Raw genomic sequence first — 25,768 nt, 5'->3', positions numbered from 1 at the left:
GCCCGACGAGGCCCCGGGCGGGGGCGCGCAGCCGGCGCGCCGCCCGCCCCTCGACCCGGAAGATCAGACGGTGTGCGGCGGGCCGAGCCCGCTCGCGCGCCGGTCCAGCGACACCGGGTCCGGCTCCCGGTGCGGCGCGCAGGAAGCGCGCCGCACCGGCGCCCTCCCCGTCAGCAGGTACTCCTCCAGATACCGGTTGACGCACGCGTTCGCGCCCCCGCCGATGCCGTGGGTGCCCGCGTCCTCCTCCGTCACCAGCGCCGCGCCGCGCAGCCGCCGCTGGAGTTCGCGCGCCCCCGCGTACGGCGTGGCCGCGTCCCGCTCCGCCGCGAGGATCAGCACCTGCGGCAGGGCGCCGCGCCGGGTCCCCACGTCGAGCGGCGTGCGCCGGGGCGCGGACCAGAAGGCGCAGGGCAGGTTCATCCAGGCGTTGTCCCAGGTCTCGAAGGGCGCCACCCGGGCGAGCCGGGTGTTGTCCCGGTCCCACACGGCCCAGTCCTGCGGCCACGGCGCGTCGTTGCACTCGACGGCGGTGTAGACGGCGGTCGCGTTCTCCGACTCCCGCGCGCCGGCGGGGTCCGGCGCGGCGCGCTCCACCAGCGGCCCGGGATCCCCCTTCAGGTAGCGGGAGAGCACCTCGGCGAGCCGGGGCCAGAAGTCGTCGTAGTAGGCCGCGCCGAGGAAGGCCGAGTGCAGCTCCCCGGGGCCGACCGTGCCGCCCGCGGGCTCCAGGGCCAGCCGCGCCCGCGCCGTCTCGTAGGAGCGGGCCACCTCGCGCGGCGTCGCCCCCAGCCCGTAGACGTCGTCGTGCCGGGCGACCCAGGCGCGGAAGTCGGCCCAGCGGCCCTCGAACGCCAGGGACTGGGCGAGGTTGTTGCGGTACCAGACCTTCCGCGGGTCCGGGTCGACGGCGGAGTCGAACACCATGCGCCGCACCTGCGAGGGGAACAGGGTGGCGTACAGCGCGCCGATGTACGTGCCGTAGGACGCGCCCATGAAGGTCAGCCCCGGCTCGCCCAGCGCGGCGCGGATCACCTCCAGGTCCCGTGCGTTGTTCAGCGAGGTGTAGTGGGCGAGCGCCGCCCCCGCGGACCGGGCGCACCCGGCGGCGTAGGAGCGGGCCCGGGCGATCCGCTCCCGCTTCTCGGAGGGCGAGGGGTGGGTGGGGGCCGCGGTCGGCGCCCGGTGGAAGTCCGCCGGGCCCTGGCAGGACAGCGGGGCGGAGGAGCCGAGCACTCCGCGGGGGGCGTACCCGACCATGTCGTAGGCCCGGGCGATGCGCTCCCAGGCGGGCAGCCGCCCCGCCAGCGGGAACCAGGTGCCGGAGGCGCCGGGGCCGCCGGGGTTGTACACGAGGGCGCCCTGGCGTTCGGAGGCTTCGCCGGTCGCCGGGATGCGGCTGACGGTGAGGGTGATCGCCGGACCGGCCGGGTCGGCGTAGTCGAGCGGGACCTCCACGGTCCCGCAGCGCACCTGCTCGGGCAGCCGCTCCCGGGCAGGGCACCGTGCGAACGCGATGCCGGACGCGGCGGCGCGGGCGGCGGCCTGCGCGGTGCCCCGGGCCTCGTCGGCCGCCAAGGCGGCGGGGCCGGGTGCCGGGGAGGCCCCGGCCGCCGCGGTGGTGCCGGGGGCGGCCGCCGCCGGGGCGGCGGGGGATGCCGCCGCGGTCAGGACCAGGGAGCCGATGCCCGCCAGGGCCCCCCACCTCGCCACTGCTCTCATGGGTCCCCTTCGTGCCGGGCCCCTCGGGGCGGCCGTTCGCTCCCGGCCGTCCGTGCCCGCCCGGGGGCATCGGGACGCCGGGACTGAAGGGATCCTCGCAGCACACCCGGGCATGTGAAGCACCCGCCGCTTCCTCGGCGCGCCGCGGGGCGAAGTGCCGCCGCACCGGGGGCCGGAGGCCGAGGGCCTCCGGCCCCCGGCGAGGCGTCAGGAGGACCCGCCGCCCGACCCGCAGCCCGATCCGCCGCCGGAGCCGCAGCTCGACCCCGAGGAGCCGCAGCTCGAACCGCCTCCCGAGCCGCCGTCCCAGCCCCCGTCGCCTCCGGAGCCCCCGCACCAGGAGGGCTCCGAGGACCCGCACGAGGTCGACGCCGAGGACGCCGTGTCCACCGCCCCGGGGCGGACCGCGGCCGGGTCGTGGAGGGCGGCCTCGCCCAGCAGCCCGGCCAGTGCGGTGCCGGTCAGGGCCCCCACCCCGTGCCGTGCCGTGAGGACCGCCGGGTGCCGCAGCCCGCGGCCCCCGGTGGGCGGGTAGGAGCCGAGCGAGCGCCGCCCGAGGGGCGTCACGCGGCGCCGGAGCAGCGCGGCCCGCCGGAAGCCGAACCCGGCGCCGCCGAAGAGGACGGACAAGGTCAGGATGGCGCTGTACGCCAGGACCTCCGCCGAGGAGCCGGTCCACAGCGCCAGCAGGACCGTCAGCACCCAGACGGCCGGGATCCCGAGCACGCAGAGCACGCCCTGCAGCAGGCACCACGCGTACAGCCCGGGGTGGCCGCCCGGCGGGTGCAGCACCTTGCGCACCCTCAGCGAATCACCGATGCGCTGCACCTCGGCGCTGCGCATCACGGCCGACCGCAGTCGGCCCAGCGCCCCGTCGGGCGCCGACGCCAGCGAGTCCAGCACCGCCTGCTCCACGTCGTCCCGGGCGACGGCGTCCTGCCGGGCGGTGACGACGCCCGGGGCGCCGATGAGGACGAGCCCGTCCGTGTGCATTCCCACGATCGCCGTGTCCGCCACCCGGCCGGGTCCCCCGGAGGCGAAGGCCGTCTCGTAGATGTTCCTCAGCGCCACCGGGCGGGTCACCGGCTGTCCCGTCGCCGTCCTGACCCTCCGTCCGAGCAGCCTGCTGGACAGCGGGACGGCCGTGCAGACGACCGCGGCCACCACCAGCATCGTGCTCATCGGCCCACCCCCGCCAGGCGGGTGCGCGCGGCCCGGACGAGCCGGGTGCCGCGCCGCGGGGGTCGGGGCCCGGTCCGGTCCCGCCACCACAGGGCCAGTTGCCGCCGGTGGCGCGGATCCTCCGGACGGCCGCGGGCGAGCAGGTGCTCCGCGAAGGCGAGCGCGTCCCGGCGGTAACCACCGCGCAGGGGGCGGCCCTTGGCGTAGGCGAGGAAGGCGGGGCGGTAGGTCCCGCCGAGGAGCTCCGGGAGCTCGGGGGCGATCTTGGCGACGACGTCGGCGCGCTTGGCGGCCAGGGCGCGGGCCTGCACCCGCAGCCGTGCCGGGTCGAACCCCTCGGGCGCCGGGGTGCCTGCCACCAGGGCGGAGAGCAGGGCCGTCTGAGCGATCGCCAGCCGCTCCCGCTCCCGGTCCGCCGGTTCCGCGGCCGGGACCGGGGTCCCGGGGGCCGCGGGCGGTTCCGGGGCCGGGGGCGCGGCGGCCGCGGGCGGCGCCCCGGGTGTGCGGGCGGGACCGGGGTCCCGGCTGCAGCCCCCGGCCGCCCCGCGCAGAGTCCCGGTGATCGCTTCCAGCTCCGCCGCCAGCTCGCCGGGGGGCGGGAAGGCGTCGTCCCGCTCCAGCAGCACCCCGGGCGGTGCGACCCGCCGCCGCAGTTCCGCCAGGATGTCCAGCACCTGCCGCGGCACCGGGTGGGCGTGGGTGTCGTGCCACACGCCGTCGCGCTCCACCCCGCCCGCGACGTGCACGTAGGCGATCGCCTCCGTCGGCAGCTCGTCGAGGGCCGCCACGGGGTCCTCGCCCCGGTTGACGCGGTTGGTGTGGAGGTTGGCCACGTCGATCAGCAGCCGCACCCCGGTCCGTTCGACCAGCTCCGCGAGGAAGCGGCCCTCCGTCAGCTCGTCGCCGGGCCAGGAGACCAGCGCCGCGATGTTCTCCAGCGCCAGCGGCACGGGCAGGGACTCCTGGGCGATGCGCACGTTCTCGCACAGCACCGCCAGGGCCTCCCGGGTGCGGGGGACCGGCAGCAGGTGCCCCGCCTCCAGAGAGGGCGAGGCGGTCAGCGGGCCCCCCGCCCGCACGAAGGCGATGTGCTCGCTCACCAGCGGCGCCCCGAGCGCCTCGGCGCGCTCGGCGAGGGCCGAGAGCCGCTCCGGTGAGGGCCGCTCGGCCCCGCCCAGGCCCAGCGACACCCCGTGCGGCACGATCCGCACGCCCCGGGCCCGCAGCCGGGCCAGCGAGTCGGGCAGATGGCCGGGGCAGATGTTCTCCGCCACCACCTCCACCCAGTCGAGCCCCGGCAGTGCCTCCACCGCCTCGGCTATCTCGGGCCGCCAGCCGATTCCCGTCCCCAGTTCCATGTCCTCCCCCTCCCGTGCACTCCTGCACCGTCGCAGGGGTGATGGCCCCGCCCTGTGCGGGCGAATCCGGGAAGGGGGACGTTCAGAGCAACATTTGAGGTTCCGCGGCGGTGCGGGGGCACCTCCGCGGCAGCGCCGGGGCACCCCGGCGGCGGTGCCGCGGCCCCGGCACCGCCGCGCGGCGGCTCAGCCCGCCGGACGGACCTCAGCCCGCCGGACGGACCTCGGGCCGCTCGGTGTTGACCGTCCCCGGCTCGGCGGGGGAGGGCTCCGAGGTCAGCGAGACCCCCCCGGAGGGCTCCGCGGGCTGCGGCGCGGGCGGCAGGTTGCCGTCCGGCGGCGGCGGGCCGGTCGGGCTGGAGGTGGCCAGACCCGCGGCCTCGTTGGCGATGGCGTCGAAGTCGACCATGCCGGTCGCCTCCAGCATGGTGATGTGGTCGAGCACGGTCTGGTTGGCGTCCGAGGCGAGCTGGCGTATCAGCGAGTTGCGGGTGGTGTGCCGGACCTGCGCGATCAGCCCGAAGACCTTGCCGTGCGCGTTGCGCAGCAGGTTGGCGAACTTGTACTCGTACTCCTTGCCGCTGGCGGCCGACAGTTCGCGCAGCCAGCCCTGCTGCTCCTCGGTGGGCTGGTTCGGCAGCTGGACGCCCAGCTTGGCGGCCGCGTCGCGGGCCCGGACGTCGAGGTCGGTGTGACCGACGATCAGGTGGTCGCCCGCCTCCTTGATCGCCTGGCTCGGGGCCCGCTCGATCGCCTGCTGGCCCGCGGGCAGCTCCCACAGGCCGGCCAGCCGCACCTTCACCAGGAAGTCCCGGTCCGTCGCCGACAGCGGACCCCACTGGGTGGCCACCGTCGAGGCGTTGAGGTTCGCCTGCCCGGTGCCCGACCGGTCGGCGAACGACCACACGGGGAAGGCCAGGGCGCCGACCGTGGCGACCAGGGCCGCGATGATGAGAACCGTCCCGTTGATGCGCTGCAACAATGTGCCTCCAGAGCCGATGCGTTCCACGGCAGACCGATGCCGGCCGAGAGTCCGGCCCGGCCCCGCCGCCGCGCTTCAGGGGCCGGATCAGCCGGTCAAACTACTCGGCGATACCGGCATGTACGCGCCCGGGGGCGGAATTGTTCACTGCCGCGGCGGTGTTCTGTCCGCATCCGCCCGGGTGCGGACGGAAGTCCTCGTCGATTACCCGCGGTAGCGAAACCCGGTCGCCACCGGATACCCGCGGTAGCCGGTCGAGGCCCGTCCGCGCGGTCGAGGCCCGTCCGCGCGGACGAGGCGGCGGGGTGAGGTCCGCGCGGACGAGGTCCGCGGATGAGGTCCCCGCTGTCGAGGCCCCGGGGGGAGGTCCGCGCCGTCGAGGTCCGCGCGGACGGGGAGGGCGGCCGCCGGCGGGTCCGTGCCCTGTGCCCGGCCCGGACGGCGCGCACCGTTCAGGGGCGGCGGCGCGGCAGTGCGGGGTGCGCGGCGACGACGGTGCAGGAGCCGGGGGCGACCTCCGTGAACCCCGCGTCGCGGACCACGGGCAGTCCGCCGGCGCTCAGCCGCTCCCACCGCGCCGGCTCCGCGGTCCGCACCGAGAGGCGGTAGCCGCGCGCCCGCCACGCCGCCCGCTCGTCCTCGCCCAGCTCCCACCAGGCGAGCTGGGCGCCGTGGCCCGCCTGGGCCATCGCCTTGCCCGCCGACATGGCCACCCCCGGGTTCATCCACAGCACCGGGTCCGCGGGATCGGGGTCGGCCGGGGGAAGGGGGTCGTCGAGCTCGGTGCCGGAGACCTGGAGGCGGGCGAGCTCCCTGGGCCAGCCGTCGAGCGGGACCGGTGGGAAGACCCGCACCTCGGCCGACTCCCCGTGCACCGTCAGACCGGGCAGTTCGCCCGCGCGGCGCCACTCGGACCCCCGGGCCCGGCGGACCACCTTGCGGATGCGCCCGTCCTGCCAGGCGCGCACCGCCTCCGCCCACGCGCCCTCGCCGTGGGCGCGCGGATCGCCGAGGATCGACAGCACCGCCCGTGCGGCCGTCTCCAGGGCGTCGGTCCGCGCCGGGGGCCGCGCCTTCTCGATCCGCACCACCAGCGGCAGCACGTACTGCGGCGCCTCCTCCCGCGCGCTGCGCTCCTCGCCGAAGGGGCCGTTCTCACCGGTGCCGTCGCTGCTCACGCCGTCAGTCTGCCAGCAGCCCGGCGCGCCCCCTCGGCCCGGCCCGGGGAGCGGACCGGCGCCGGGCCCCGCGTGGCCGCGGTGCCTTCGGGCGATTCCCCCGCCCGGGGCGTGGCCGGGAGGGCACCCGGTGGTACGGCCAAGGGGATGCCCACACCGCCCGGCCGCCAGCAGGCCAGCCCGCCCCCGCCGCCGCGGGCCCCGTCGTCCCCGTCCCCCCGGGTGCCCGAAGGGCTGCGGACGGCGGCCGCCTACGCCTGGCGGGTCCTCGCCGTCGCCGTCGTCGTCTACGGCGTCTTCTCCCTCCTGGGCCGCTTCCACAAGATCGGGGTGGCGGTCTTCCTCGGGCTGGTGGCCACCGCGCTGCTGCGCCCGGTGGCCGGTCTGCTCGCACGTTTCGTTCCGCGTCCGCTCGCCGTGGCGGCCGCCCTGATCGGCAGCCTCTTCCTGGCGCTCGGTGTGCTGGCCCTGGTGGGCGAGGCGGTCGCGGGGGAGCGCACCGGCCTGGAGCGGGAGTTCGGCACCGGCGTCGACCGGATCGAGCACTGGCTGGAGGCCCCGCCCTTCCGGCTGGACCCCGACTCGCTCAGCGACGTCCGGGCCCGGATCGGCCGCCTGCTGTCCAGCCACCGGGCCACCGTCCTCAGTACCGCGCTGAGCGGTGCGGACCGCCTGCTGGAGGTCCTGACGGTCCTCGCCCTCGCTCTGTTCTGCTCGGTCTTCTTCATCAACTCAGGGGACCGCCAGTGGCACTGGTTCTGCGAACAGCTGCCGACCCGGTCCCGCGCCCGGGCGGACCTCGCCGGCCGGGCGGCGTGGCGGACGTTCACCGGGTACACCCGCGGCGTGCTGCTCGTCGCCGCCACCAACGCCGTCCTGGTCGGCATCGCGCTCTCGCTGCTGGGGGTGCCGCTGGCGGTCCCCCTGGCCCTGCTGGAGTTCTTCGCCGCCTTCGTGCCCCTCATCGGCTCGCCCGTCGCCCTGGCCGTGGCCGCGGTGGTGGCCCTGGCGACCAAGGGCCCCCTGGTCGCCGGGGTCGTCGTCGCGCTGATCGTGGTGATCGGCCAGATCGAGGGGCACCTGCTGCACCCGCTGGTGATGAGCTGGGCGGTCCGCCTCCACCCGGTGGTGGTCGCCCTCGCCGTCGTCGGCGGTGCCGTCGCCGCGGGGGTGGTCGGTGCCGTGGCCGCCGTCCCGCTGGTGGCGGTGGTGTGGTCGGTGCGGCAGGCGCTGAGGAGGGACGCGGAGACCGCGGCCGACGGCGGCGACCGCCCCGACACCTCCTGACCGGGCGCCCCCTGCCCGCCCCCGCCGTCCCGGGCCCCGACCGCTCCGCGCACCGCCGCTACCCCCCTGATCCGCACCCCACGACTGGAGGCACCTCCCGTGCACCTGCTGCTCCCGGTGGTCTTCGCGATCGGGGCCGCTCTCAGCAACGCCCTGGCGACCGTCCTCCAGCGCAAGGCCGCCCTCGACGTCCCGCGCTCCGCCGGCCTGCGGCCCGGTCTGATGCTCGACCTGCTGCGCCACCCGGTCTGGCTGGGCGGCATGGCGGCGGTCGTGGCGGCGGCCGTCTGCCAGGCCGTGGCGCTGGCGACGGGCCCGCTGACGGTGGTGCAGCCGCTGTTCGTGCTGGAGCTTCCGCTGACCCTGGTGATCGCCTCGCTGATGTTCCACAGCGGACTGCCCGCCGCCGGCTGGCGGGCCGTGGGCGCCGTGGTGGTGGGTCTGGGGCTCGCGCTGTTCGCCGCGTCGCCCAGCGGCAACCGCACCAGCGTGCCCCTGGACCGCTGGGTGACCGCGCTCGCCGTCTGCGCGGCGGTGGTCGCCGCGCTCGCCGTCGCGGCCGTGCGGCGTCCGGAGGGCCGGGCGCGTGCGGCCTTCCTCGGCACGGCGACGGCGATCTCCTACGCGGTCACGGCCGCGCTGATGAAGTCCGCCATGCACATCCTGGACGGGGACGGGATCACCGGCTTCCTGACGGCCTGGCAGACCTACGCCTTCGCGGTCACCGGCGTCCTGGCGCTGTTCCTGCTGGAGAACGCGATGCAGGCGGGTCCGCTGGTCGCCTCGCAGCCCGCCCTCACCCTCGGGGACGCGGCCGTGAGCCTGGCTCTGGGGATCCTGCTCTACGAGGAGCACCTGCGCACCGGGTGGTGGCTCATCCCGCAGGCGGTGGGGGTGGCGCTGGTGGCCGCGGGGGTGTTCGCGCTGGCCCGGCTGCCGCTGGCGCGCTCCCTGGCGGCGGACCCGTCCTGAGACCCGGCCCCCGGCCCCACGGGCCCCCGGCCTTGCCCCGTTGCCCCCGGCCCGTCCGGCCTGCGTCCCGCCCGCCCCGTCCGGCCGCCCGGCCTGCGTCCCGTCCGGAACCTGCGTCCCCCTTGCCCCGTCCGGCCACCCGGGCCTCAGCCGCGCATCAGCTCCGAGACCTTGACGAAGGTGTAGCCGCGGCGTCGGAGCTCGGGGACGATCCGGCGCACCGCGGGCTCCGTGACCGGCGCCGCGCTGCGCGTGCAGTGCATGACGACGAGCGAGCCGGGACGCACCCCGGCGAGCACCTGCTCGGCGACCGCGTCCGCGTCCGTCGCGAAGGCGTCGCCGCTGACCACGTCCCACTGCACGGCCGTGACCCCGGTCGGCGCCACGGCGCGCAGGGCCGCGTCGTCGTGGCAGCCGCCCGGGAAGCGGAAGTAGGGCACCGTGTTGCGCACGCCGGCCTTCTCGAAGGCGCGGAACGCCCGCTCCACATCGCCGCGCATGTCCGTCCGTGCGATGACCGGGAGCCCGTAGCAGTCGGGCGTGAAGGCGTGGTGGCTGTAGGAGTGGTTGGCGGTCTCGAACAGCGGATCGGTGCCGATGCTCCGGGCCTGACGGGGGTACTCCTCGGCCCAGCGTCCGGTCATGAACACCGTGGCCGGGACCTTCAGCGCGCGCAGGGCGGCGATCAGCCCCGGGTTGTCGAAGCGCTCGCCCCGTGCGGCGCGCGGTCCCTGGTCCGCCGTCATGTCCGCGTCGAAGGTGAGGGCGACCAGCTTCGGGGCCCCGGCCCCGCGGTCCTCGGCACGGGAGAACACCGGCGCGGCCCCGCCGGGCCCCGGCGCCAGGGTCGGGGCCCGGCCGGGCCCGGCCGCCTCGTTCCCCGGCTGCGCCGAGGCGCCCGCCGCACCGGTCGGCTCCGGGGAGCGGGCCGCCCCCGGCGCCCGGGCCTCCGGCGCCGGGGACGGTGCGGCCGCTGGGCTTCCCGAGGCGACGGGGCCGGTTCCGCTGCCCGCCGAGCAGCCGGCCAGCGCCGCCACCAGCAGGCACATACACGTCAATGTCCGTACAAAGGAGTTCACTCGACGCAAGGTATCCGACGGCCTCCGTGACGGGCGCTCAGCCGCTGCTCCACCGCCCCGCCGCGTCGCCGCCCGTCGCCGCAGCGAGGCGGACCCGTTGCCGCGCGCGGCCGTGCGATGATGCGGCGGATCCCGCCGGTGCCCAGGAAGGAGCGGCATGGCCCCGCGCCGCACGCACGGAGTGCTCGCCACCGCCGAGGAGCTGCTCGCCGAGGCCCCACCGGAGCGCGGCGGCGTCCTGTGGGCCCTGTCGCCCACCGCGCGGCAGCTCGACGCCAACCTCGTCCGCCTCCCGTCCGGGGGGAGCGTGGCGGCCCACGGGGAACCCGATCTCGACGTGCTGCTGTGCGTGCTGGAGGGCGGCGGGGCCCTGACCGTCGCCGGGGAGGAGCAGCGGTTGGGGGCGGGGGCCCTGGTCTGGCTGCCGCGCGGCGCACGGCGGTCGCTGACCGCAGGTCCCGAGGGGCTGGTGTACCTGACGGCGCACCGCAGGCGGCCGGGCCTGACGATCGGCTCCGCCCCGCCGGGCGGGGCACGCGGGGACGGCGGCGAGCCCCCCTGCCTGGCGGACCGTCTCTGCCCTGCCTGCGACCGCCCCGCCGAGGCCGCCGACGCCCGCTTCTGCGCCCGCTGCGGCACCCGCCTCCCGGACTGAACGGGGCCCCTCGCGGGCGGCCCGTGCGGAACCGGACGGACAGCCGGCGGCGGTGTTCCGCAACGCCGTTGAGCACAACGCCCGTCTCCTGCGTATCACTGTGCGGACGCGTCCCCCGGTGCCCCGCGGCACCGGAACCCGTATCCCCCCGCAGGAGGCAGCGAGTTGAGTCACAGGCGAATACCCAAGCGGAAGGCCGTGATGGCCGTGGCCGGAGCAGCGGCCGTCGCGGCGGCGGCGGTACTGCTGCCCCAGGCGAACGCGTCCCAGTCCGGCTCCGAGGAGCCCTCGGCCGCGGCGCCGCGGGCCCTGAGTGCGGCCTCCGCACGGGATCTGATGGTCCGGATCGGGCCGGACCTCGGCGAGGCGTACGGCGGCGCCTACTACGACGCGGCCGAGCGCCGGCTGGTGGTCAACGTCGCCGGAGGCGACGGCGAGGCGGCCGAGCGGGTGCGCCGCGCCGGAGCCGTGCCGAGAAGCGTCAACAACAGCATGGGCGCGCTGAACCGCGCGGCGGACACCCTGTCGGACAGGGCCGCCGTCCCCGGCACGGCCTGGGCCGTGGACCCCCGGACGAACACCCTCCGGGTCACGGCCGACCGCACGGTCTCCGGTGAGCGCTGGGACCGCCTGGAGGCGGCCGTCGAGGAGCTCGGCGCCGGCACCGCGCGACTCACCCGCTCCAAGGGCGAGTTCCGCACCTTCCTGGAGGGCGGGGACGCGATCTTCGGCGGCGGGGCCCGGTGCTCCCTCGGCTTCAACGTGGTGACGGGCGGGGGTGCGCCGGGCTTCCTCACCGCCGGGCACTGCGCCGTCTCCTCGGCCCGGTGGTCCGAGGAGCCGGGCGGTGCCCCGGTGGGCACCGTCCAGGCCGCGACCTTCCCCGGTGACGGGGACTTCGCCCTGGTGACGTACGACGACCCGGCGACCGAGGCCCCCAGCTCGGTCGACCTGGGCAACGGGCAGACCCTGGACATCCGGGGTCCCGCCGAGGCCGCGGTGGGCCTGGAGGTCTTCCGGATGGGCAGTACGACGGGCCTGAACGGGGGCCGGGTCACCGGCCTCGGCGCCACCGTCAACTACCCGGAGGGCACGGTCACCGGCCTCGTCCAGACCGACGTCTGCGCGGAGCCGGGGGACAGCGGCGGCGCGCTCTTCACCCGGGACGGCGCCGCGATCGGCCTCACCTCGGGCGGCAGCGGCGACTGCACCTCCGGCGGCGAGACCTTCTTCCACCCGGTCACCACGGCGCTCGCGGCGGTCGGCGCGCGGATCGACGGAGCCGGCGGGCAGCAGGGCGGGGGCTGACGGGACCGCTGACAGGACCAGGGCGGCACCGGCCGTGAGGCGGGCACCGGTGAGCAGGGTCGAGGAGGTGAGGCGGAGGACGGTGGCGGCTTCCCGGGAGGCCGCGGCCGACGGTGTGCCGTGACGGTGCCCCCCACGGGGGTGCCGCCCGGGGGCGGCGGGTGGTGGACCGAGGAAGGCGGTCCGCCACCCGCCGCCGCTTCGCGTCCGGGCCCCGGACCGCCCCTGCGGTCACGCTGCCGGGGCGGCCCTCGTCCGGCGTCTGCACAACCCTCGACCGGGGCGGCCGCGTCCTGCGGCGGCCCGGCGCCCGCCCGGCGCCCGCCCGGTGTCTGTCCGGGGCGCCCCGGGCCTCCTGCCCCGGATCTCAGGTGCCCAACTGAATTGTGCACAACTTAATCGTGTGCTTTGATTGGTGCTCCCGGTTCCCGACCCACGAGGGATGGACTTCCATGGATGCGCTCTACACCGCCGTCGCCACCGCCAACGGGCGCGAGGGCCGCGCCGTCAGCTCCGACGGCGTGATCGACCTGCCGCTGGCCTTCCCCGCGGCGCTGGGCGGCAACGGTCAGGGCACCAACCCCGAGCAGCTGTTCGCTGCCGGCTACGCCGCCTGCTTCGCCAGCGCCATGGGGGTCGTCGCCCGCCAGGAGAGGATCGACGTCGAGGACGCCTCGGTCACCGCGGAGGTCTCGATCGGCAAGGACACCGACGGAGGCTTCGGCCTCTCCGTGATCATGCGCGTGGAACTCCCCGAGCACCTCCAGGGCGAGCCGGGCCGCGCCCTGCTGGAGAAGACCCACGCCTACTGCCCGTACTCCAAGGCCACCCGCGGCAACCTGCCCGTGGAGCTGGTCGTCGAGTGACCGCGGGGCGTACGGCCCCCGGCGAGCCCGGGGGCCGTACGCCTCAGGCGCCCGCGAGCAGGAACCTCCTGGCCTTCGCCGCGTCGAAGCCGCCGACCGGGAAGCGGGGGTCCATCGCCTCCAGATGCTCCAGCAGCAGCCTGCTCACCGCCCAGTTGCGGTACCACTTGCGGTCCGCGGGCACCAGGTACCAGGGGGCCTCCGGGACGGCGCAGCGCTCCAGCGCGAGTTCGTACGCCTGCTGGTACTGCGGCCACAGGCCGCGCTCCTCGATGTCCCCGGGCGCGAACTTCCAGTGCTTGTCGGGGTTGTCGATCCGCGCCAGCAGGCGCTTGCGCTGCTCCTCCCAGCTGATGTGCAGGAAGACCTTCACCAGGGTGATGCCGTCCTCCGCCAGCGACTCCTCGAAGCGGTTGATCTGCCCGTAGCGCCGTTCCAGCCGCTCGGGCGCCACCAGGCGGCGCACCCGGGCGATCAGCACGTCCTCGTAGTGCGAGCGGTCGAAGATGCCGATCTCCCCCGGCCGGGGGAGGGCCCGGGTCACCCGCCACAGGAACGGGTGCCCCAGCTCCTCCTCGGTCGGCGCCTTGAACGCCCGGATACGGCAGCCGGCCGGGTTGAACAGGCCCACCACATGCTTGACGGTGCCGCCCTTGCCGCTGGTGTCCATCCCCTGCAGGACCAGCAGGAGGCGCCTGCGGTCACCACCGGTCGCCGAGGCGAACAGGCGTTCCTGGAGGTCGGCGAGGCGGCTGCCCGTCGCGGCGGTCTCCGCCAGGGCGGCGGCCTTGTCGGGAGGGCCCCCCGGAGTGGCGCGCGCGTCGTATCCGGACAGCTCGATCCGCTTCCCGCCCGGCAGGCGCAGCAGGTCGGAGAGCCGCTTCCCGTCGTCCGCCTCCGCCTCCGCGCCCTCGCGCTTCCCCGGCTTCCCGCCGTCCGCCTCGGCCACCGCACAACCCCTCTCCGTCGCCGTCCCGGCCTTCTGCCGCCCGGCCGGGCGCGGCCGGGGCTCCTGTCACGATGGTCCGACGCCCGCGGCGCCCCCGCGACCCCGGAGCCCGGCCGTGCGCGGCCGGGTCCGTCAGTGCCAGGGGCCCGTCACGGCGAACGTCGTCCCCGGGGTGTAGCAGTTGAGGTACATCGTCTCCCCGTCGGGGGAGAAGCAGACCCCGGCGAACTCGCCCCACTCGGGGTCGCCGGGGGTGCCGGTGTCCTGGGCGTTCCGCGCCAGGGCGTAGACCTCGCCGCGCCTGGTCACGCCGTAGACGTGCTGGCTGCCGCTGCCGTCCTCGCACACCATCAGGCCGCCGCCCGGTGCGAGGCAGATGTTGTCCGGCGACTCGCCCGGCAGCTGCACGTCGGTGCCGGGGCCGAAGGCGACGACGAGCGTCAGCCGCCGGCGGTCCGGCTCGTAGCGCCACACCTGCCCGAAGTGGGTCCCGGCGGAGCCGTCGTCGACGCGGGCGAAGCTGGAGACGAAGTACACCGAGCGGCCGCCCCAGTAGCAGCCCTCCAGCTTCTGGGCGTGGGTGATGCCGCCGCGGCCGAAGTCCTGGTGCCGGATGGGCGTCTCGCGCGCCTGGGAGTCGGGGACCGGGACCCATGAGACCCCGTCGAAGCGGGCCCCGGTCTCCCGGATGCCGGACAGGTCCGCCACCCCCGGCACCCGCATGGCCTGGAGCTCGCCCCCGGCCCGGAGCGAGCCCCGCCCGCCGAGCGGCCGGGCGGGGAGGAAGCGGTAGAAGAGCCCGAAGGGGCGCTCGAAGGCGTCCTCCGTCTCGTAGACGATCCCGGTGCGCGGGTCGACGGCGACGGCCTCGTGCTGGAAGCGTCCCATGGCCGTGAGCGGGACGGCCCCGGTGCGGCGCGGATCGGTGCCGTCGACCTCGAAGACGAAGCCGTGGTCCTTGGTGTAGCCCCGGGTACCGGCCCTGTCCTCGTTCTCCTCGCAGGTCAGCCAGGTGCGCCAGGGGGTGGGGCCGCCCGCGCAGTTGACGGCGGTACCGGCGACGGCCACCCGTTCGGACACCACCGCCCCGCGGTCGTCGAGCACCAGCGCGGTGCAGCCGCCCTCGGCGGCCGGGTCGTAGGTCAGGCCCTCGATCCGCGGCACCGGCACCCGGCTGCGGGGGCGGTTCTCGTGGTTGCGGACCAGCACGACCCCGCCCCCGCGGCCCGCGAAGGCGGCCATGCCGTCGTGGTTGGAGGGCACCCGGCCCTCACCGGAGCGCAGCGGGCGGCCCTCACGGGAGAGGACCCGGTAGCGGAAGCCCCGCGGCAGGTCGAGCAGCCCCTCGGGGTCCGGCACCAGGGGGCCGTAGCCGCCGTGGCCGCGGGCGGCGGCCGTTCCCGCGAACAGCTCGGCGAGCGCGCCGTTGAAGACGATCGAGGCGCCCAACGCCCCGGCGCCCGACAGTACCTGACGTCGTGTGGTGCTCATCGGCAATCAACTCCCTGTGGGGTCCCCTTCCCGCCGCCGTGGGGGGCGCGGGAGGGGTCGGGAAACGCGACCGCTCGTGTGTAGCACGGGGTGCTCCGCCGGGGAACCAGGCGTGGCCGCGGCGGCCGCCGGTGTCGCCGTGCCGGACCTGCGGCACGGCGGCACCGGCCGGGCCTCAGGCCAGCGAGGCGCTCAGCGTGATGGTGGTGCCGGTCAGGGCCTGGCTGACCGGGCAGTTGGCCTTGGCGTCCTCGGCCGCCTTCACGAAGGCCGCCTCGTCCAGACCGGGCACCTCGCCCTGCACGGTCAGGTGGATCCCGGTGATGCCCTCGCCCGGCTGGAAGGTGACCTCCGCCTTGGTCTCCAGCCGCGCGGGCGGGGTGCCCGCGCCCGCCAGGCCGTGGGAGAGCGCCATGGAGAAGCAGCTGGAGTGGGCGGCCGCGATCAGCTCCTCGGGGCTGGTCTTGCCGTCGGGGGCCTCGGCGCGGGCGGGCCAGGAGACCGGGTACTCACCGACTCCGGAGGAGTCCATCGTGACGGCGCCCTTGCCGTCCATCAGGTTGCCTTCCCAAACGGTGTGCGCCTGGCGCGTGGTAGCCATGATCTTCCCTTCGGAAACGGGGGTGACGCCCCCAAACCTACTGCGCCACCAAGCCCTTCGCGTCCCGTGCCAGTGCCGTGAGTCGGGAGATGGCCCGGAAGTACTTCTTCCGGTAACCGCCGCGCAGCATCTCGTCACCGAACAGGGCGTCGAAGGGCACCCCGGAGGCCAGCACGGGGACCTCGCGGTCGTACAGCCGGTCCGCCAGCACGACCAGGCGCAGCGCCGTCGACTGGTCCGGCACCGGCTGAACGCCGGTGAGGCAGACGGCGCGGACACCGTCGGTCAGCGCTCCGTAGCGGCTCGGATGCACCCGGGCCAGGTGCTCCAGCAGCAGGGGGAAGTCGTCGAGCGAGGCGCCCTCGGTCGCGTAGGCGGTCCGGGTCACCTCGTCCTCGGTGGCCGGCGGGGGAGCCTCGGGCAGTCCGCGGTGGCGGTAGTCCTCGCCGTCGATCCGCAGGGGCCGGAAGTGCGCGGACAGCCCCTGGATCTCGCGCAGGAAGTCGGCTGCGGCGAAGCGGCCCTCGCCCAGCTTGCCGGGCAGGGTGTTCGAGGTGGCGGCGAGCGCGACGCCCGCCTCGACCAGACGGCTGAGCAGCGTCGACACGAGCACGGTGTCGCCCGGGTCGTCGAGTTCGAACTCGTCGATGCACAGCAGCCGGTGCCCGCCGAGCGTGGCCACCGTCTGCTGGAAGCCGAGCGCGCCCACCAGGTTGGTCAGCTCGACGAAGGTGCCGAACGCCTTCAGGGAGGGCTCCGCCGGGGTGGCGTGCCACAGCGAGGCCAGCAGGTGGGTCTTGCCGACGCCGTAGCCGCCGTCGAGGTAGACGCCGCGCGGGCCGGCGGGGGCCGGGGGCCTGCGGGAGAACCAGCGCCGCCTGCCGCTGCCCGTCGCATGGGCGCCGCCGAGGCCCGAGGCGAACCCGCCGAGCACCTTCACGGCCTCGACCTGGCTGGGCTGGTTCGGGTCGGGGACGTAGGTGTCGAAGCGCACCGCGTCGAAGCGCGGCGGCGGCACCATCTCCGCCACCAGCCGGTCGGCGGGGACATGCGGCTCGCGGGCGCACAGCGAGAGGGGAGCGGCTTCTGCTATCGGGCTGGTCGGCACAGTCATCAACTGTAAGGGCCGTGTAAGACTGCTCGGTATGCGACGCCTGTTCCCTGTGACCGACCAGACATCCGATTCCGAGGGGGCGAGAGACCGGGAGTGGTCGCTCGACGAGCTGGCCGAGGCCTACGCCTACCCGCTGCCGGACGGGCCCGGTGCGGAGCCGGGTGCCGCGGGCCGCGCCTGGCTCCGGGGGAACATGGTGTCCTCGCTCGACGGCGCCGCGGCCCACGAGGGCCGCTCGCAGCCGCTCTCCGGCGCCGCGGACATGCGGATCTTCGGCACGCTGCGCGGGCTCGCGGACGCCGTGCTCGTCGGGGCCCAGACGGTGCGCTCGGAGGGCTACCGGCCCGCCCGGGCCCGGGAGGCCTTCGCCCGGCGGCGCCAGGCCGCTGGCCAGGGTCCGGCCCCGGCGATCGCCGTGGTCAGCGCCTCGCTGGACCTGGACTTCTCGCAGCCGCTGTTCACCGAGCCGCTGGTGCCGACGCTGGTGCTCACCGGGGCCGCGGCCCCGGCCGACCGGCTCGGGCGCGCCGAGCGCGCCGGGGCCGAGGTGGTCGTCGCGGGCGACGGCCCGGGTGTGGAGCCCGCCCAGGCGCTGAGGGCGCTGGCCGGGCGGGGGTTCACCCGGCTGCTGACCGAGGGCGGGCCGCGTCTGCTCGGGCAGTTCGCCGCGGCCGGGGTGCTGGACGAGCTCTGCCTGACCCTCTCGCCGACGATGGCCGCGGGCGACGCCCAGCGCATCGCCGGGGGCCCGGCCCTGGCGGACCCCGCGCGCTTCGCCCTGGTGTCGGTCCTGGAGGAGTCGGGCTTCCTGTTCACCCGGTACCGCCGGGCGTGAGTGCGCCCCTCCGCCCGGGGCGCCGGGGCGGGCGCCGGGTGACCGGAGCGGGCCAGGGATGCCCGGCCTCGTCCCACGGGCGTGTGAGGGGCCGTCCCACCTGCGTGTGAGCCTGGGTACCCGGAAGGCGACAATCACCGGAATTTTCCGTTCCGGTTAGCGCCGGAGGGGCACACTGGTCTCGCAGGCCCCGTGCGTCAACGGGGGAGGATGGTTTCCGCAGAAGGGCTCCCGCCGGTGTTCACAAGCGTACTGATGATCGAGAAGCCCCTGTCCCCGGAAGACGTCGAGTTCCTCACCACGCTGCACGGGGACGAGGCGGTCGCCTTCGTCCTGCTGATGCAGCCCCGAGGTGACCAGGCCGACGTCCTGCTGCGCGCCATCGACGACGTGGCGCTCGGCGAGCTGAAGGACGCGGTCCGGGAGGGGGACGAGCCCGAGGGCAGCGAGGCGAAGGGCCCGGCCGAGCGGGGCCTCGCCCACTCGCTCGCCGCACTGAAGGCCGCAGGCTGCGAGGCGCACGGGCAGGTGGTGGAGAAACACCCGCTGGACAGACTGAAGGCCGTGGTCGAGGAGTCCGGCGCCGACGAGGTGATCGTGCTCACCGAACCCCACTACGTCGAGGAGTTCTTCCACCGGGACTGGGCCTCCCGGGCCCGCCACAAGGTCGGTGTGCCCGTCCTGAAGCTGTTCGCGCACAGCGAGTAGCCGCACCCGGGCCGGCCGGGGCCCGGCGGGGCGCCGCGGGCCCGGCCCCCGCGGTGCCCTGCGGGCCCCCGGTCGCCCATTAGGGTGGGCCCCGGCACGTACTCGCACACCCCGGGAGATCGACACATGGCACCCGCCGTCCCCAGCGCCATGGAGCGCCCGCACTTCATCGGCATCGGCGGCGCCGGGATGTCGGGCATCGCGAGGATCCTCGCCAGCCGGGGCGCGAAGGTCGCGGGCAGCGACGCACGGGACTCCGCCACCGCCGCCTCCCTGCGCGAACTCGGCGTCACCGTGCACCTCGGCCACGCCGCCGTGCACCTCGCCCCCGACGCCACCTGCGTGGTCGTCTCCAGCGCGATCCGCGCCGACAACCCCGAGCTGGTGAGGGCCGCCGAACTCTCGGTGCCGGTCGTCCACCGCTCCGACGCCCTGGCCTCCCTGATGCACGGCACCCGCCCGCTCGCCGTCGCCGGCACCCACGGCAAGACCACCACCACCTCGATGCTGGCCGTCGCCCTGACCGAACTGGGCGAGGACCCCTCCTACGCGATCGGCGGGGACCTCGCCGGACCCGGCACCAACGCCCGCCACGGCGAGGGCGCGATCTTCGTCGCCGAGGCCGACGAGAGCGACCGCAGCTTCCAGAAGTACGACCCCGAGGTCGCGATCGTCCTCAACGTCGAACTCGACCACCACGCCAACTACGCCTCCATGGACGAGATCTACGAGTCCTTCGAGGCCTTCGCCGCCAAGATCGTGCCCGGCGGCACCCTGGTCGTCGGCGAGCACCCCGGCGCCCGCGAGCTGGCCGCCCGCCTCTCCGGGCGCCCCGGCGGCCCCGCGATCGTCACGGTCGGCGAGGCGGAGGGCTCCGACGTGTGGATCCGCTCCCTCACCCCCCGCGGCATGACCAGCGAGGTCGCCGTGGTCATGGACGGCACCGAGCACGTCTTCACCGTCTCCGTGCCCGGCCGCCACTACGCCCACAACGCCGCCGCCGCGCTGGCCGCCGGCGCGCGCCTCGGCATCGACCCCGCGCAGCTCGCCCGTGCCCTCACCGCCTACACCGGCGTCGGACGGCGGCTGCAGCCCAAGGGCGAGGCGGCCGGGGTGCAGGTGGTCGACTCCTACGCCCACCACCCCACCGAGATGACGGCCGACCTGGAGGCCATGCGCGGCGCCGCACAGGACTCCCGCCTGCTGGTCGTCTTCCAGCCCCACCTCTACTCCCGCACCCAGGAACTCGGCCGCGAGATGGGCCGGGCCCTCGCCCTCGCCGACGCCTCCGTCGTCCTCGACATCTACCCGGCCCGCGAGGACCCGATCCCCGGCGTCACCAGCGAACTGATCATCGAGGCCGCCAAGGACGCGGGCGCCGAGGTGGTCGCCGTGCACGACAAGGCCGACGTCCCCGCCGTCGTCGCGGGAATGGCCGGGCCGGGCGATCTCGTTCTGACCATGGGCGCGGGCGACGTCACGGACCTCGGCCCGGACGTGCTGGCCCACCTGTCGAACCGAGGGAGCGCATGATGGCCTACGACGTCGAGAAGCCGGACGAGCAGTGGCGGGCCGAGCTGAGCCCGGCCGAGTACGCGGTGCTGCGCCAGGCCGGCACCGAGCCCGCCTTCACCGGCGAGTACACCCACACCACGACCCCCGGGACCTACGCCTGCCGCGCCTGCGGGGCCGAACTGTTCCACTCGGAAACCAAGTTCGCCTCGCACTGCGGCTGGCCGTCCTTCCACGACCCGAGGCACACCGACGCGGTGGAGCTGATCGAGGACCGCTCCCACGGCATGGTCCGCACCGAGGTCCGCTGCGCCGGCTGCGGATCCCACCTGGGGCACGTCTTCGAGGGCGAGGGCTACCCGACCCCCACCGACCAGCGCTACTGCATCAACTCGATCTCGCTGACGCTGAGCCCGGAGTCCGGCGAGGGCTGACCGGCACGGCGTGCCCGCGGCCTCCCCGGGGCACCGGGGAGGCCGCAGGGGCCCGCTCCCCGCGCCCCCCCGCCGACCCGGCACGGCGGAGACCCGGCCCCCCCGGGCGTACCCGCCCCGGGCCGGCCGGTGAAGGGCCGTGCCGCGCGGGCGCGCGGCCCCGGACGGATCCTTCCGATTGCGGGGTGCGGCCGGCCGACGGAGCATCGCAGCGGGAGAGACCCGCGCCGGTGCGTTCCGGCCGCTGCCCGTTTCGGAGTGATGCACCATGGATCCGTCCTCCCTGGCCGCCGTCGAGTCGGTCGTCGGTGGCGGCAGGGCCGTCATCGCGGCCGACGACAGCATCGTCGTGGACATCGTGAAGGCCACCGTGAGGAGCGGCAGGACCGCCACCTTCTACCTGACCCGGGCCCAGTTCTCGGCCGTCAACGCCTGGTACTGGACACCGCAGCGGATGAGCCACCTGGGGCTGGAGCCCGTGGCGGAGCACGAGATGGCCCGGATCACGGCGGAACTCGGCGCCGAGGCGTGCGGCTCGGCCTACTCCAACCGGATCACCTGCCCCGACGGGCACACCTACGGCGCACTCGAGTTCGTCCGGCAGGGGATCGAGGAACACGGCCTGGAGGCGACCCGGGCGGTCTTCGGCCTCAAGGACACGGCCGTCATCCGCGCCAACCCCCACCAGCAGGTGGTCTGCCCCCGCTGCCGTCGCCGGCTGGCGACGCCCCACTACTACGTGTACTGGGGCTACGGGTGCTGCGTGGACCTGGACGACACGTCCCCCGCGGCCTTCGCCGCCGGACGCCGCTGAACTCCGGGCCGGAGCCCCGCAGGGCCCCTGCCGCGGCCCGGCCCGCCGCACGGCGGCCACGGCGGCTCAGGACGCGGTGACGAAGGGCTCCAGCAGCGCGGTCAGCTCCTCGGGCTTCTCCACCGGCAGCTCGTGGCCGGCGTCCACGATCCGCACCTGCGCGTCGGGGTACTCCTTGGCCATCCGCAGCATCTGCGACAGCGGAAGCTGGATGTCGTGGTACCCGTGCACCAGCAGCACGGGAACCCGGATCTCGTGCACCCGGTCCAGCACGTCGAAGTCCCGCATCGCGCCGTAGCAGGTCATCACGACCTCCCGCGGGGTGGCCGCCGACTCCCGGACGTACTGCCTGATCCGCTCCCGGGGATAGCCGGGGGCGAAGGCCCGGCGGATGTTCGCCTCGACGAACAGCCGGAACGGCACCAGCGTGGACGCCGCCATCAGCAGTCCCCGGGCGCGGCTGTAGGTCATCCTGGAGATCGAGTCGACCAGCACCAGCCGCTCCACCCGCTCCGGGTGGGCCAGGGCGATCGTCTGGGAGATCATCCCGCCCATCGAGTGGCCCACCAGCACGAAGCGCTCCAGCCCGAGGTGGTCCAGGAGCGCCATGACGTCCCCGGCGAGCTCCGCGATGCTGCGCCGCCCGGAGCCCTCGCTCTCCCCGTGGCCGCGCAGGTCGAGCCGCACGACCCGCCGCGTCGCGGAGAAGTGCGCCGTCTGGTGGTCCCAGCGGTGCCGGTCGGCCGTCCAGCCGTGCACGAACACCAGCGGGACGCCGCCGCCCTCGCGCGGTCCCTCGTCGTCGTACGTCAGGCGTGCGCCGTCGACTTCCAGCTGGGGCATGGCGGGTGGCCTCCTGGTGCGGAGCGGGTGGGACGGACGGGGAGCCCCCGGGGTGCCGCGGTGACGTGCGCGGCACCCCGGGGCGGTCACCGGCGCTTCTCCAGGAAGTCGAGGATGTGCCCGAAGACGTCCAGCGCGGCGCCCCTGCCGAGGAACGTGTCGAGGTGACCGTAGCCGGGAATCTCGGTGTACGCCACGTCCAACCGGGGCTGCCTGCGCGCCAGTACCCGGTGGCACAGCTCCTGCGAATCCAGCCACAGCCCGTTCTCGCTGCCCGACAGCAGCAGCACCGGGGCGTCGATCGCCCCCGCGGCGTCCAGCGCGTTCCGCGGCAGCGCGCGGTAGCGCAGGTCCCCGTCGTTCCAGCGGACCACGGTGCGGGCCAGCTCGATCCGGCGCAGGTGCGGCAGGATCCACAGCGGCGCCGGGCCCAGCAGCTCGGCCAGGCGGTCGTGGGTCGTCCGCGTCAGGTGCTCGTGCACGAACAGCGAGGCACCCGTGCCCCAGGCCGAGTTGTGCAGGATCTGGCAGGTGGGGTCGGGGCACTCCGCCCGTCGCGAGGCGAGCGCGAACAGGGGCGTGTACTTCGAGCGGAAGCCCACCGTGCGGAAGTCCACCGGGATGTGGTCGATCCGCGACTTCAGCAGCTCCCCCGCGAGGGTCATGCGCAGCGAGGTTCGGCCCGCGAGCCTCGGGGTGAGGAACACCCCCTGGGAGACCACACCGGCGAGCCCCGGCACCAGCCCCGCCGCCATGCTCATCGACAGCGCCAGCGAGCCGATGCAGTGCGCCACCGCGAACAGCGGCCGGTCGCCGATCTCCTGCCGGACCCGTGCGACGGCCCCCGGGATGTCGTACAGGGCGACGTCGTCGTAGGTGTACCGGCGGCCGGTCTCGTTGTAGGGGAGCCGGCAGCTGCCGCGCCAGTCGAGCAGCCACGGCTCGTAGCCCTCGTCGAGCAGCACGTCGACCAGGTTGCGGGTCTCGGGCAGCAGGAACATGTCCGAGGAGGCGGTGTGCCCGTGCAGCAGCAGTACGGCCGGTCCGGCCGGGCGTCCGGCGGTGCGGATCCGGGTCAGCCCCAGCCGCACGCCGTCCCCGGCCCGGAGCGGGACGTCCTCGACGGCCGACGGGGACAGGCGGTGGTGCAGCGGGCGCAGCGCGGTGCCGGTGCGCACCGCGCGGAGCGCGGGCCGGGGTGCGGGCCGTCGTGTGCGGCGGATCATCGGTGGTGCTCCCTGGGGGTCTGGTCGCGGCGCAGGTCGAGCAGGTCGGCGGCGGCGCGGGCGAAGGGGCCGAGGAGCCCGCGGCCCACCTCCGCGCCGAACCAGGCGAGCCAGGTGAGCTTGGCCGCCCGCTTCTCCCGGTCGCTCAGGCGGGGGTCGACCCGGATGCCGTCGACCTGGTCGCGCAGATAGCTGTCGGCGGGCACCACGACCTCCCCGGACAGCAGCGGCGGCCCGTCCTGCCGGCCGATCTCCACGGTGAGCGCCCGGGTCTGCCGCCACAGGTCGCGGCGGGCGCGGGCGTACTTGCGTCCCTCCAGCCACCAGCGGCCCCCGTCCGCGTCGCGCAGCAGCAGCCGGTAGCGCAGCAGCGGATGGCGCATCCCGTGCTCCTCGGGGATGCCCTCCTCGGGCCGCACCCAGACGTCGCCGTGCTCCACCGCCAGCGGCCGCGGATGGAGGGCGGTGCAGAGCAGTTCCCCCGCGACGTCCACCCGGCGCTCGGTCACCAGCTGGTACATGCTCGCGAGCGAGAGGGTGAGCGCCAGCGAGCACGGGGTGTCCGGGGCCCCGCCCACCGGGCCCACCGCGCCCTGCAGCGTCTCGGGGAACCACAGGTAGGGCGGGTCCTCGCGCTGCGGCAGGCGGGCCAGGCCGTCGCGGCTCAGCCGCTCGAAGGTCCGCTGCTGCGCCCGGGCGTCGTAGCGGGCCGCGGGCGGCAGCCCCAGGGCCCGGACCAGGGCCGCGGTCCGCTCGTCCACGGCCGCCGGGCCCTTCAGGGTCGCCTCGCACAGCTTGAGGGCGGTCGGGCTCTGCAGGACCCGGGTGAGGAACTCCAGCTCGGGCACCGGCTCCGCCCGCAGGCGCTCCAGGGTGTCGGCGCGCCACTCGTCCCAGTCCTGCACGCGCACGTGCATCCCGCCGAGGGCCATGTCCCGGACCACGTCGTCCAGGGTGTTGGGCACACCGGTGAGGTTGTAGTCGAAGCCCCAGGCGTCGGGTTCGCACACGATCGCCGCGGCCACCCGGCTCACCCAGTCCACGGGGGCGGCGTTGAGGTAGCGGAAGGCGGGCACGGTGCGGAACCGGCCGAAGGCGGAGATCAGCCCGCTGCTCAGGTCCTGCGGGTTGTAGGCCCCGGTCCTGCTGTGGCCCCCGATGCCGCCCGGACGCAGCGCGGTGACCACCAGGCCGTGGTCGCGGGCGCGCCGCAGCGCCACCTCGGCGGCCCACTTGGTCTGGTCGTAGCCCGCGATCAGCCGGTCCGCCCGGGCCAGCGGGTCGTCCTCGCCCATGGAGGTGATGCCGACCTCGTTGAACACCGCGATCGAGGAGATGTGGTGCAGCGGCTTGGGGCGCCCGGTCGCGGCGAGTTCGGCCAGGGTCAGCGCGCCGAGCACGTTGCTGCGCCGCAGGGAGGGGTAGCCGCGCAGGAAGTCCACCGCCGCGGCGACGCCCACGATGCAGTCGAGTTCGCGGGCGAGGGCCTCCCAGCGCTCCTCGCCGAGCCCGAGGCGCGGTTCGCGGATGTCGCCCGGGAGCACCGTCACCCTTCGGCGCACCTCGGCGGACCAGGGCAGCGCGTAGCCGCGCAGCGCCTCGCCGAGGCGGGCCGTGGCCGCCTCCTCGTCGGCGCCCCGGACCAGGCAGTACACCCGGGCGTCGCTGTGGCGCAGCAGGTCCAGCAGCAGATGGCTGCCGAGGAAGCCGGTCGCCCCGGTCAGCAGGATGCACCGCGGGGGCAGCGGCTCGGGCGGACCGGTCCAGGGCAGCCGGTCGGCGAGCGAGAGGTCGGCCAGGATCTGGTCCAGGTCCTCCTGCCGGGCGCCTGCGGGCTCCCCGGTGACGCTCCCGCCCGCGGGGACGGACGCCGGGACGGACACCGGCACAGCCACGGGGACGGGCCCGGCGGGGGCGGGTGCCGCGACCGGGAGCGCCCTGGCCGGAGGAACCACGGCGGCGGGGTCCGCGGTGCCGGGTCCGGCGGTCGGGGGCAGGGCGGCCTCCGGGTCCGCAGCGCCCAGCCACCTCCGCGCCAGACTGCGGGGGCGGGCGTCGGCGAACACCTCGTCCAGGGGCAGATCCACGCCCAGTTCCCGCCCGAGCGCGGCGATGAGCTCCACTGCCTGGACGGAGGTCCCGCCCGCGTCGAAGAAGTCGGCGTCCGGGGAGAGCACCCCGTCCGGCAGGTGGCGCCCCGCCGCCTCGGCGATCGCCGAGGCCAGCTCGTCCGGGCCGCCGGTGAAGGCGGGCACGGACGGCGCGGCGGGGGAGCCCCCGCCCGCGTCCGGCGCCGCACCGTGCAGCCCGCCGCCCGCCGGGGCGGGCGGCGGGCCCGGATCCGCTCCGGCCGCCGGGGGCCGGGAGGCGGCCGCCACCTTCGCCAGCAGCTCGGCCACGCCGAGACCGCTGCCTCCCCCTTCGATCTCCTCCGCCGTCCGGCGGGCCGCCCCGGCGTCCGCCGGGGCGTCGTTCACCTCACCCATGTGCGCCTTCCACCCTCTGCCAGATCCTTTCCGTCCACCAGGCCGCCGCCCGGCCGTGCGCGTGCCGCACGCCCGTCCGCGCGCGTGCCGTACGTCCGCCGCCCGGCTGTCCACCTGCCGTACGCCCGGCCGTGTGCCTGCCGTACGTCCGTCGTCCGGGCGTGCG

Annotated in this window: 23 protein-coding genes; 10 read left to right on the top strand and 13 right to left on the bottom strand. The window is 75.8% G+C overall.

Going from position 1 to position 25,768, the window contains the following annotated elements; all coding sequences use genetic code 11:
* Window positions 1–63 precede the first annotated feature (63 nt).
* The 5 genes from ACGF15_RS03970 to ACGF15_RS03950 form a co-directional block, all read right to left on the bottom strand.
* Window positions 64–1,722: an alpha/beta hydrolase gene (locus tag ACGF15_RS03970; protein WP_392796833.1), complete on the bottom strand. Its 1,659-nt coding sequence runs from the start codon at window positions 1,720–1,722 to the stop codon at window positions 64–66.
* Window positions 1,723–1,929: 207 nt separating this feature from the next.
* Window positions 1,930–2,904, bottom strand: coding sequence for a TIGR04222 domain-containing membrane protein (locus ACGF15_RS03965; RefSeq protein ID WP_392796832.1), 975 nt, complete (start codon window positions 2,902–2,904; stop codon window positions 1,930–1,932).
* Window positions 2,901–4,262 (bottom strand): DUF692 domain-containing protein, encoded by a 1,362-nt coding sequence (locus ACGF15_RS03960; protein WP_392796831.1) that lies wholly within the window; start codon window positions 4,260–4,262, stop codon window positions 2,901–2,903. The genes ACGF15_RS03965 and ACGF15_RS03960 overlap by 4 nt, the downstream gene beginning before the upstream one ends.
* Before the next feature lie 205 nt (window positions 4,263–4,467).
* Window positions 4,468–5,241, bottom strand: a complete 774-nt coding sequence (locus ACGF15_RS03955) for a DUF4142 domain-containing protein (RefSeq protein WP_345609374.1) — start codon at window positions 5,239–5,241, stop codon at window positions 4,468–4,470.
* 455 nt (window positions 5,242–5,696) lie between these two features.
* On the bottom strand, window positions 5,697–6,422 hold the full coding sequence (locus ACGF15_RS03950; protein WP_392796830.1) for a peptidyl-tRNA hydrolase: 726 nt from the start codon (window positions 6,420–6,422) through the stop codon (window positions 5,697–5,699).
* Between the two features lie 147 nt (window positions 6,423–6,569).
* Here ACGF15_RS03950 and ACGF15_RS03945 point away from each other — a divergent pair, with 147 nt between their 5' ends.
* Together ACGF15_RS03945 and ACGF15_RS03940 are read left to right on the top strand one after the other, a co-directional pair.
* Window positions 6,570–7,709 carry an AI-2E family transporter gene (locus tag ACGF15_RS03945; RefSeq protein ID WP_392796829.1) on the top strand — a complete coding sequence of 380 codons (1,140 nt, stop codon included), beginning with the start codon at window positions 6,570–6,572 and terminating at the stop codon, window positions 7,707–7,709.
* A 99-nt stretch (window positions 7,710–7,808) separates the two neighbouring features.
* Window positions 7,809–8,681, top strand: a complete 873-nt coding sequence (locus ACGF15_RS03940) for a DMT family transporter (RefSeq protein ID WP_345609368.1) — start codon at window positions 7,809–7,811, stop codon at window positions 8,679–8,681.
* A gap of 146 nt (window positions 8,682–8,827) precedes the next feature.
* Here ACGF15_RS03940 and ACGF15_RS03935 read toward each other — a convergent pair whose 3' ends face one another.
* The gene (locus ACGF15_RS03935; RefSeq protein ID WP_392796827.1) at window positions 8,828–9,730 is read right to left on the bottom strand and encodes a polysaccharide deacetylase family protein; all 903 of its coding nucleotides are present in this window, start codon (window positions 9,728–9,730) and stop codon (window positions 8,828–8,830) included.
* Window positions 9,731–9,917: 187 nt separating this feature from the next.
* Between ACGF15_RS03935 and ACGF15_RS03930 the strand changes: the two genes are divergently transcribed.
* The 3 genes from ACGF15_RS03930 to ACGF15_RS03920 all read left to right on the top strand — a co-directional run bounded on the left by ACGF15_RS03930 (window position 9,918) and on the right by ACGF15_RS03920 (window position 12,589).
* A complete protein-coding gene (locus tag ACGF15_RS03930; RefSeq protein ID WP_392796826.1) occupies window positions 9,918–10,415 on the top strand; it encodes a cupin domain-containing protein in 498 nt (165 codons plus the stop codon).
* 165 nt (window positions 10,416–10,580) lie between these two features.
* A complete protein-coding gene (locus ACGF15_RS03925) occupies window positions 10,581–11,723 on the top strand; it encodes a S1 family peptidase (RefSeq protein ID WP_345609362.1) in 1,143 nt (380 codons plus the stop codon).
* A gap of 452 nt (window positions 11,724–12,175) precedes the next feature.
* Window positions 12,176–12,589: an organic hydroperoxide resistance protein gene (locus ACGF15_RS03920; RefSeq protein WP_345609360.1), complete on the top strand. Its 414-nt coding sequence runs from the start codon at window positions 12,176–12,178 to the stop codon at window positions 12,587–12,589.
* A gap of 43 nt (window positions 12,590–12,632) precedes the next feature.
* Here ACGF15_RS03920 and ACGF15_RS03915 read toward each other — a convergent pair whose 3' ends face one another.
* The 4 genes from ACGF15_RS03915 to zapE form a co-directional block, all read right to left on the bottom strand.
* Window positions 12,633–13,538 carry a PPK2 family polyphosphate kinase gene (locus ACGF15_RS03915; protein ID WP_345609358.1) on the bottom strand — a complete coding sequence of 302 codons (906 nt, stop codon included), beginning with the start codon at window positions 13,536–13,538 and terminating at the stop codon, window positions 12,633–12,635.
* Between the two features lie 132 nt (window positions 13,539–13,670).
* Window positions 13,671–15,029: an alkaline phosphatase PhoX gene (locus tag ACGF15_RS03910; RefSeq protein ID WP_345609356.1), complete on the bottom strand. Its 1,359-nt coding sequence runs from the start codon at window positions 15,027–15,029 to the stop codon at window positions 13,671–13,673.
* Window positions 15,030–15,204: 175 nt separating this feature from the next.
* Complete coding sequence (locus ACGF15_RS03905; protein WP_345609354.1) at window positions 15,205–15,630, bottom strand: OsmC family protein; 426 nt, start codon at window positions 15,628–15,630, stop codon at window positions 15,205–15,207.
* A 37-nt stretch (window positions 15,631–15,667) separates the two neighbouring features.
* The gene (gene zapE / locus ACGF15_RS03900) at window positions 15,668–16,744 is read right to left on the bottom strand and encodes a cell division protein ZapE (protein WP_345609352.1); all 1,077 of its coding nucleotides are present in this window, start codon (window positions 16,742–16,744) and stop codon (window positions 15,668–15,670) included.
* A gap of 31 nt (window positions 16,745–16,775) precedes the next feature.
* Between zapE and ACGF15_RS03895 the strand changes: the two genes are divergently transcribed.
* From ACGF15_RS03895 to ACGF15_RS03875, 5 genes are all read left to right on the top strand, one after another.
* Entirely contained in the window at window positions 16,776–17,579 is an 804-nt protein-coding gene (locus tag ACGF15_RS03895; RefSeq protein WP_362610835.1) for a pyrimidine reductase family protein, read from the top strand.
* 237 nt (window positions 17,580–17,816) lie between these two features.
* Entirely contained in the window at window positions 17,817–18,287 is a 471-nt protein-coding gene (locus ACGF15_RS03890) for an indole-3-glycerol phosphate synthase (protein WP_392796825.1), read from the top strand.
* Window positions 18,288–18,413: 126 nt separating this feature from the next.
* Window positions 18,414–19,820 carry a UDP-N-acetylmuramate--L-alanine ligase gene (gene murC, locus ACGF15_RS03885; protein ID WP_392796824.1) on the top strand — a complete coding sequence of 469 codons (1,407 nt, stop codon included), beginning with the start codon at window positions 18,414–18,416 and terminating at the stop codon, window positions 19,818–19,820.
* Complete coding sequence (msrB, locus tag ACGF15_RS03880) at window positions 19,820–20,233, top strand: peptide-methionine (R)-S-oxide reductase MsrB (RefSeq protein WP_362740482.1); 414 nt, start codon at window positions 19,820–19,822, stop codon at window positions 20,231–20,233. The genes murC and msrB overlap by 1 nt, the downstream gene beginning before the upstream one ends.
* 268 nt (window positions 20,234–20,501) lie before the next feature.
* Window positions 20,502–21,047 carry a hypothetical protein gene (locus ACGF15_RS03875; protein ID WP_392796823.1) on the top strand — a complete coding sequence of 182 codons (546 nt, stop codon included), beginning with the start codon at window positions 20,502–20,504 and terminating at the stop codon, window positions 21,045–21,047.
* Window positions 21,048–21,113: 66 nt separating this feature from the next.
* On the opposite strand, the gene ACGF15_RS03870 is transcribed toward ACGF15_RS03875, so the two are convergent.
* From ACGF15_RS03870 to ACGF15_RS03860, 3 genes are all read right to left on the bottom strand, one after another.
* Entirely contained in the window at window positions 21,114–21,890 is a 777-nt protein-coding gene (locus tag ACGF15_RS03870; protein WP_345609338.1) for an alpha/beta fold hydrolase, read from the bottom strand.
* An 86-nt stretch (window positions 21,891–21,976) separates the two neighbouring features.
* On the bottom strand, window positions 21,977–23,116 hold the full coding sequence (locus tag ACGF15_RS03865; protein ID WP_345609336.1) for an alpha/beta fold hydrolase: 1,140 nt from the start codon (window positions 23,114–23,116) through the stop codon (window positions 21,977–21,979).
* Window positions 23,113–25,602: a thioester reductase domain-containing protein gene (locus tag ACGF15_RS03860; RefSeq protein ID WP_392796821.1), complete on the bottom strand. Its 2,490-nt coding sequence runs from the start codon at window positions 25,600–25,602 to the stop codon at window positions 23,113–23,115. Before ACGF15_RS03860 ends, ACGF15_RS03865 begins: the two co-directional genes overlap by 4 nt.
* Window positions 25,603–25,768: the final 166 nt, after the last annotated feature.

The organism is Streptomyces sp. NPDC048001 (assembly GCF_043203115.1).
Classification (GTDB): domain Bacteria; phylum Actinomycetota; class Actinomycetes; order Streptomycetales; family Streptomycetaceae; genus Streptomyces; species Streptomyces sanyensis.
This window is presented reverse-complemented; position numbering and strand designations above follow the sequence as displayed.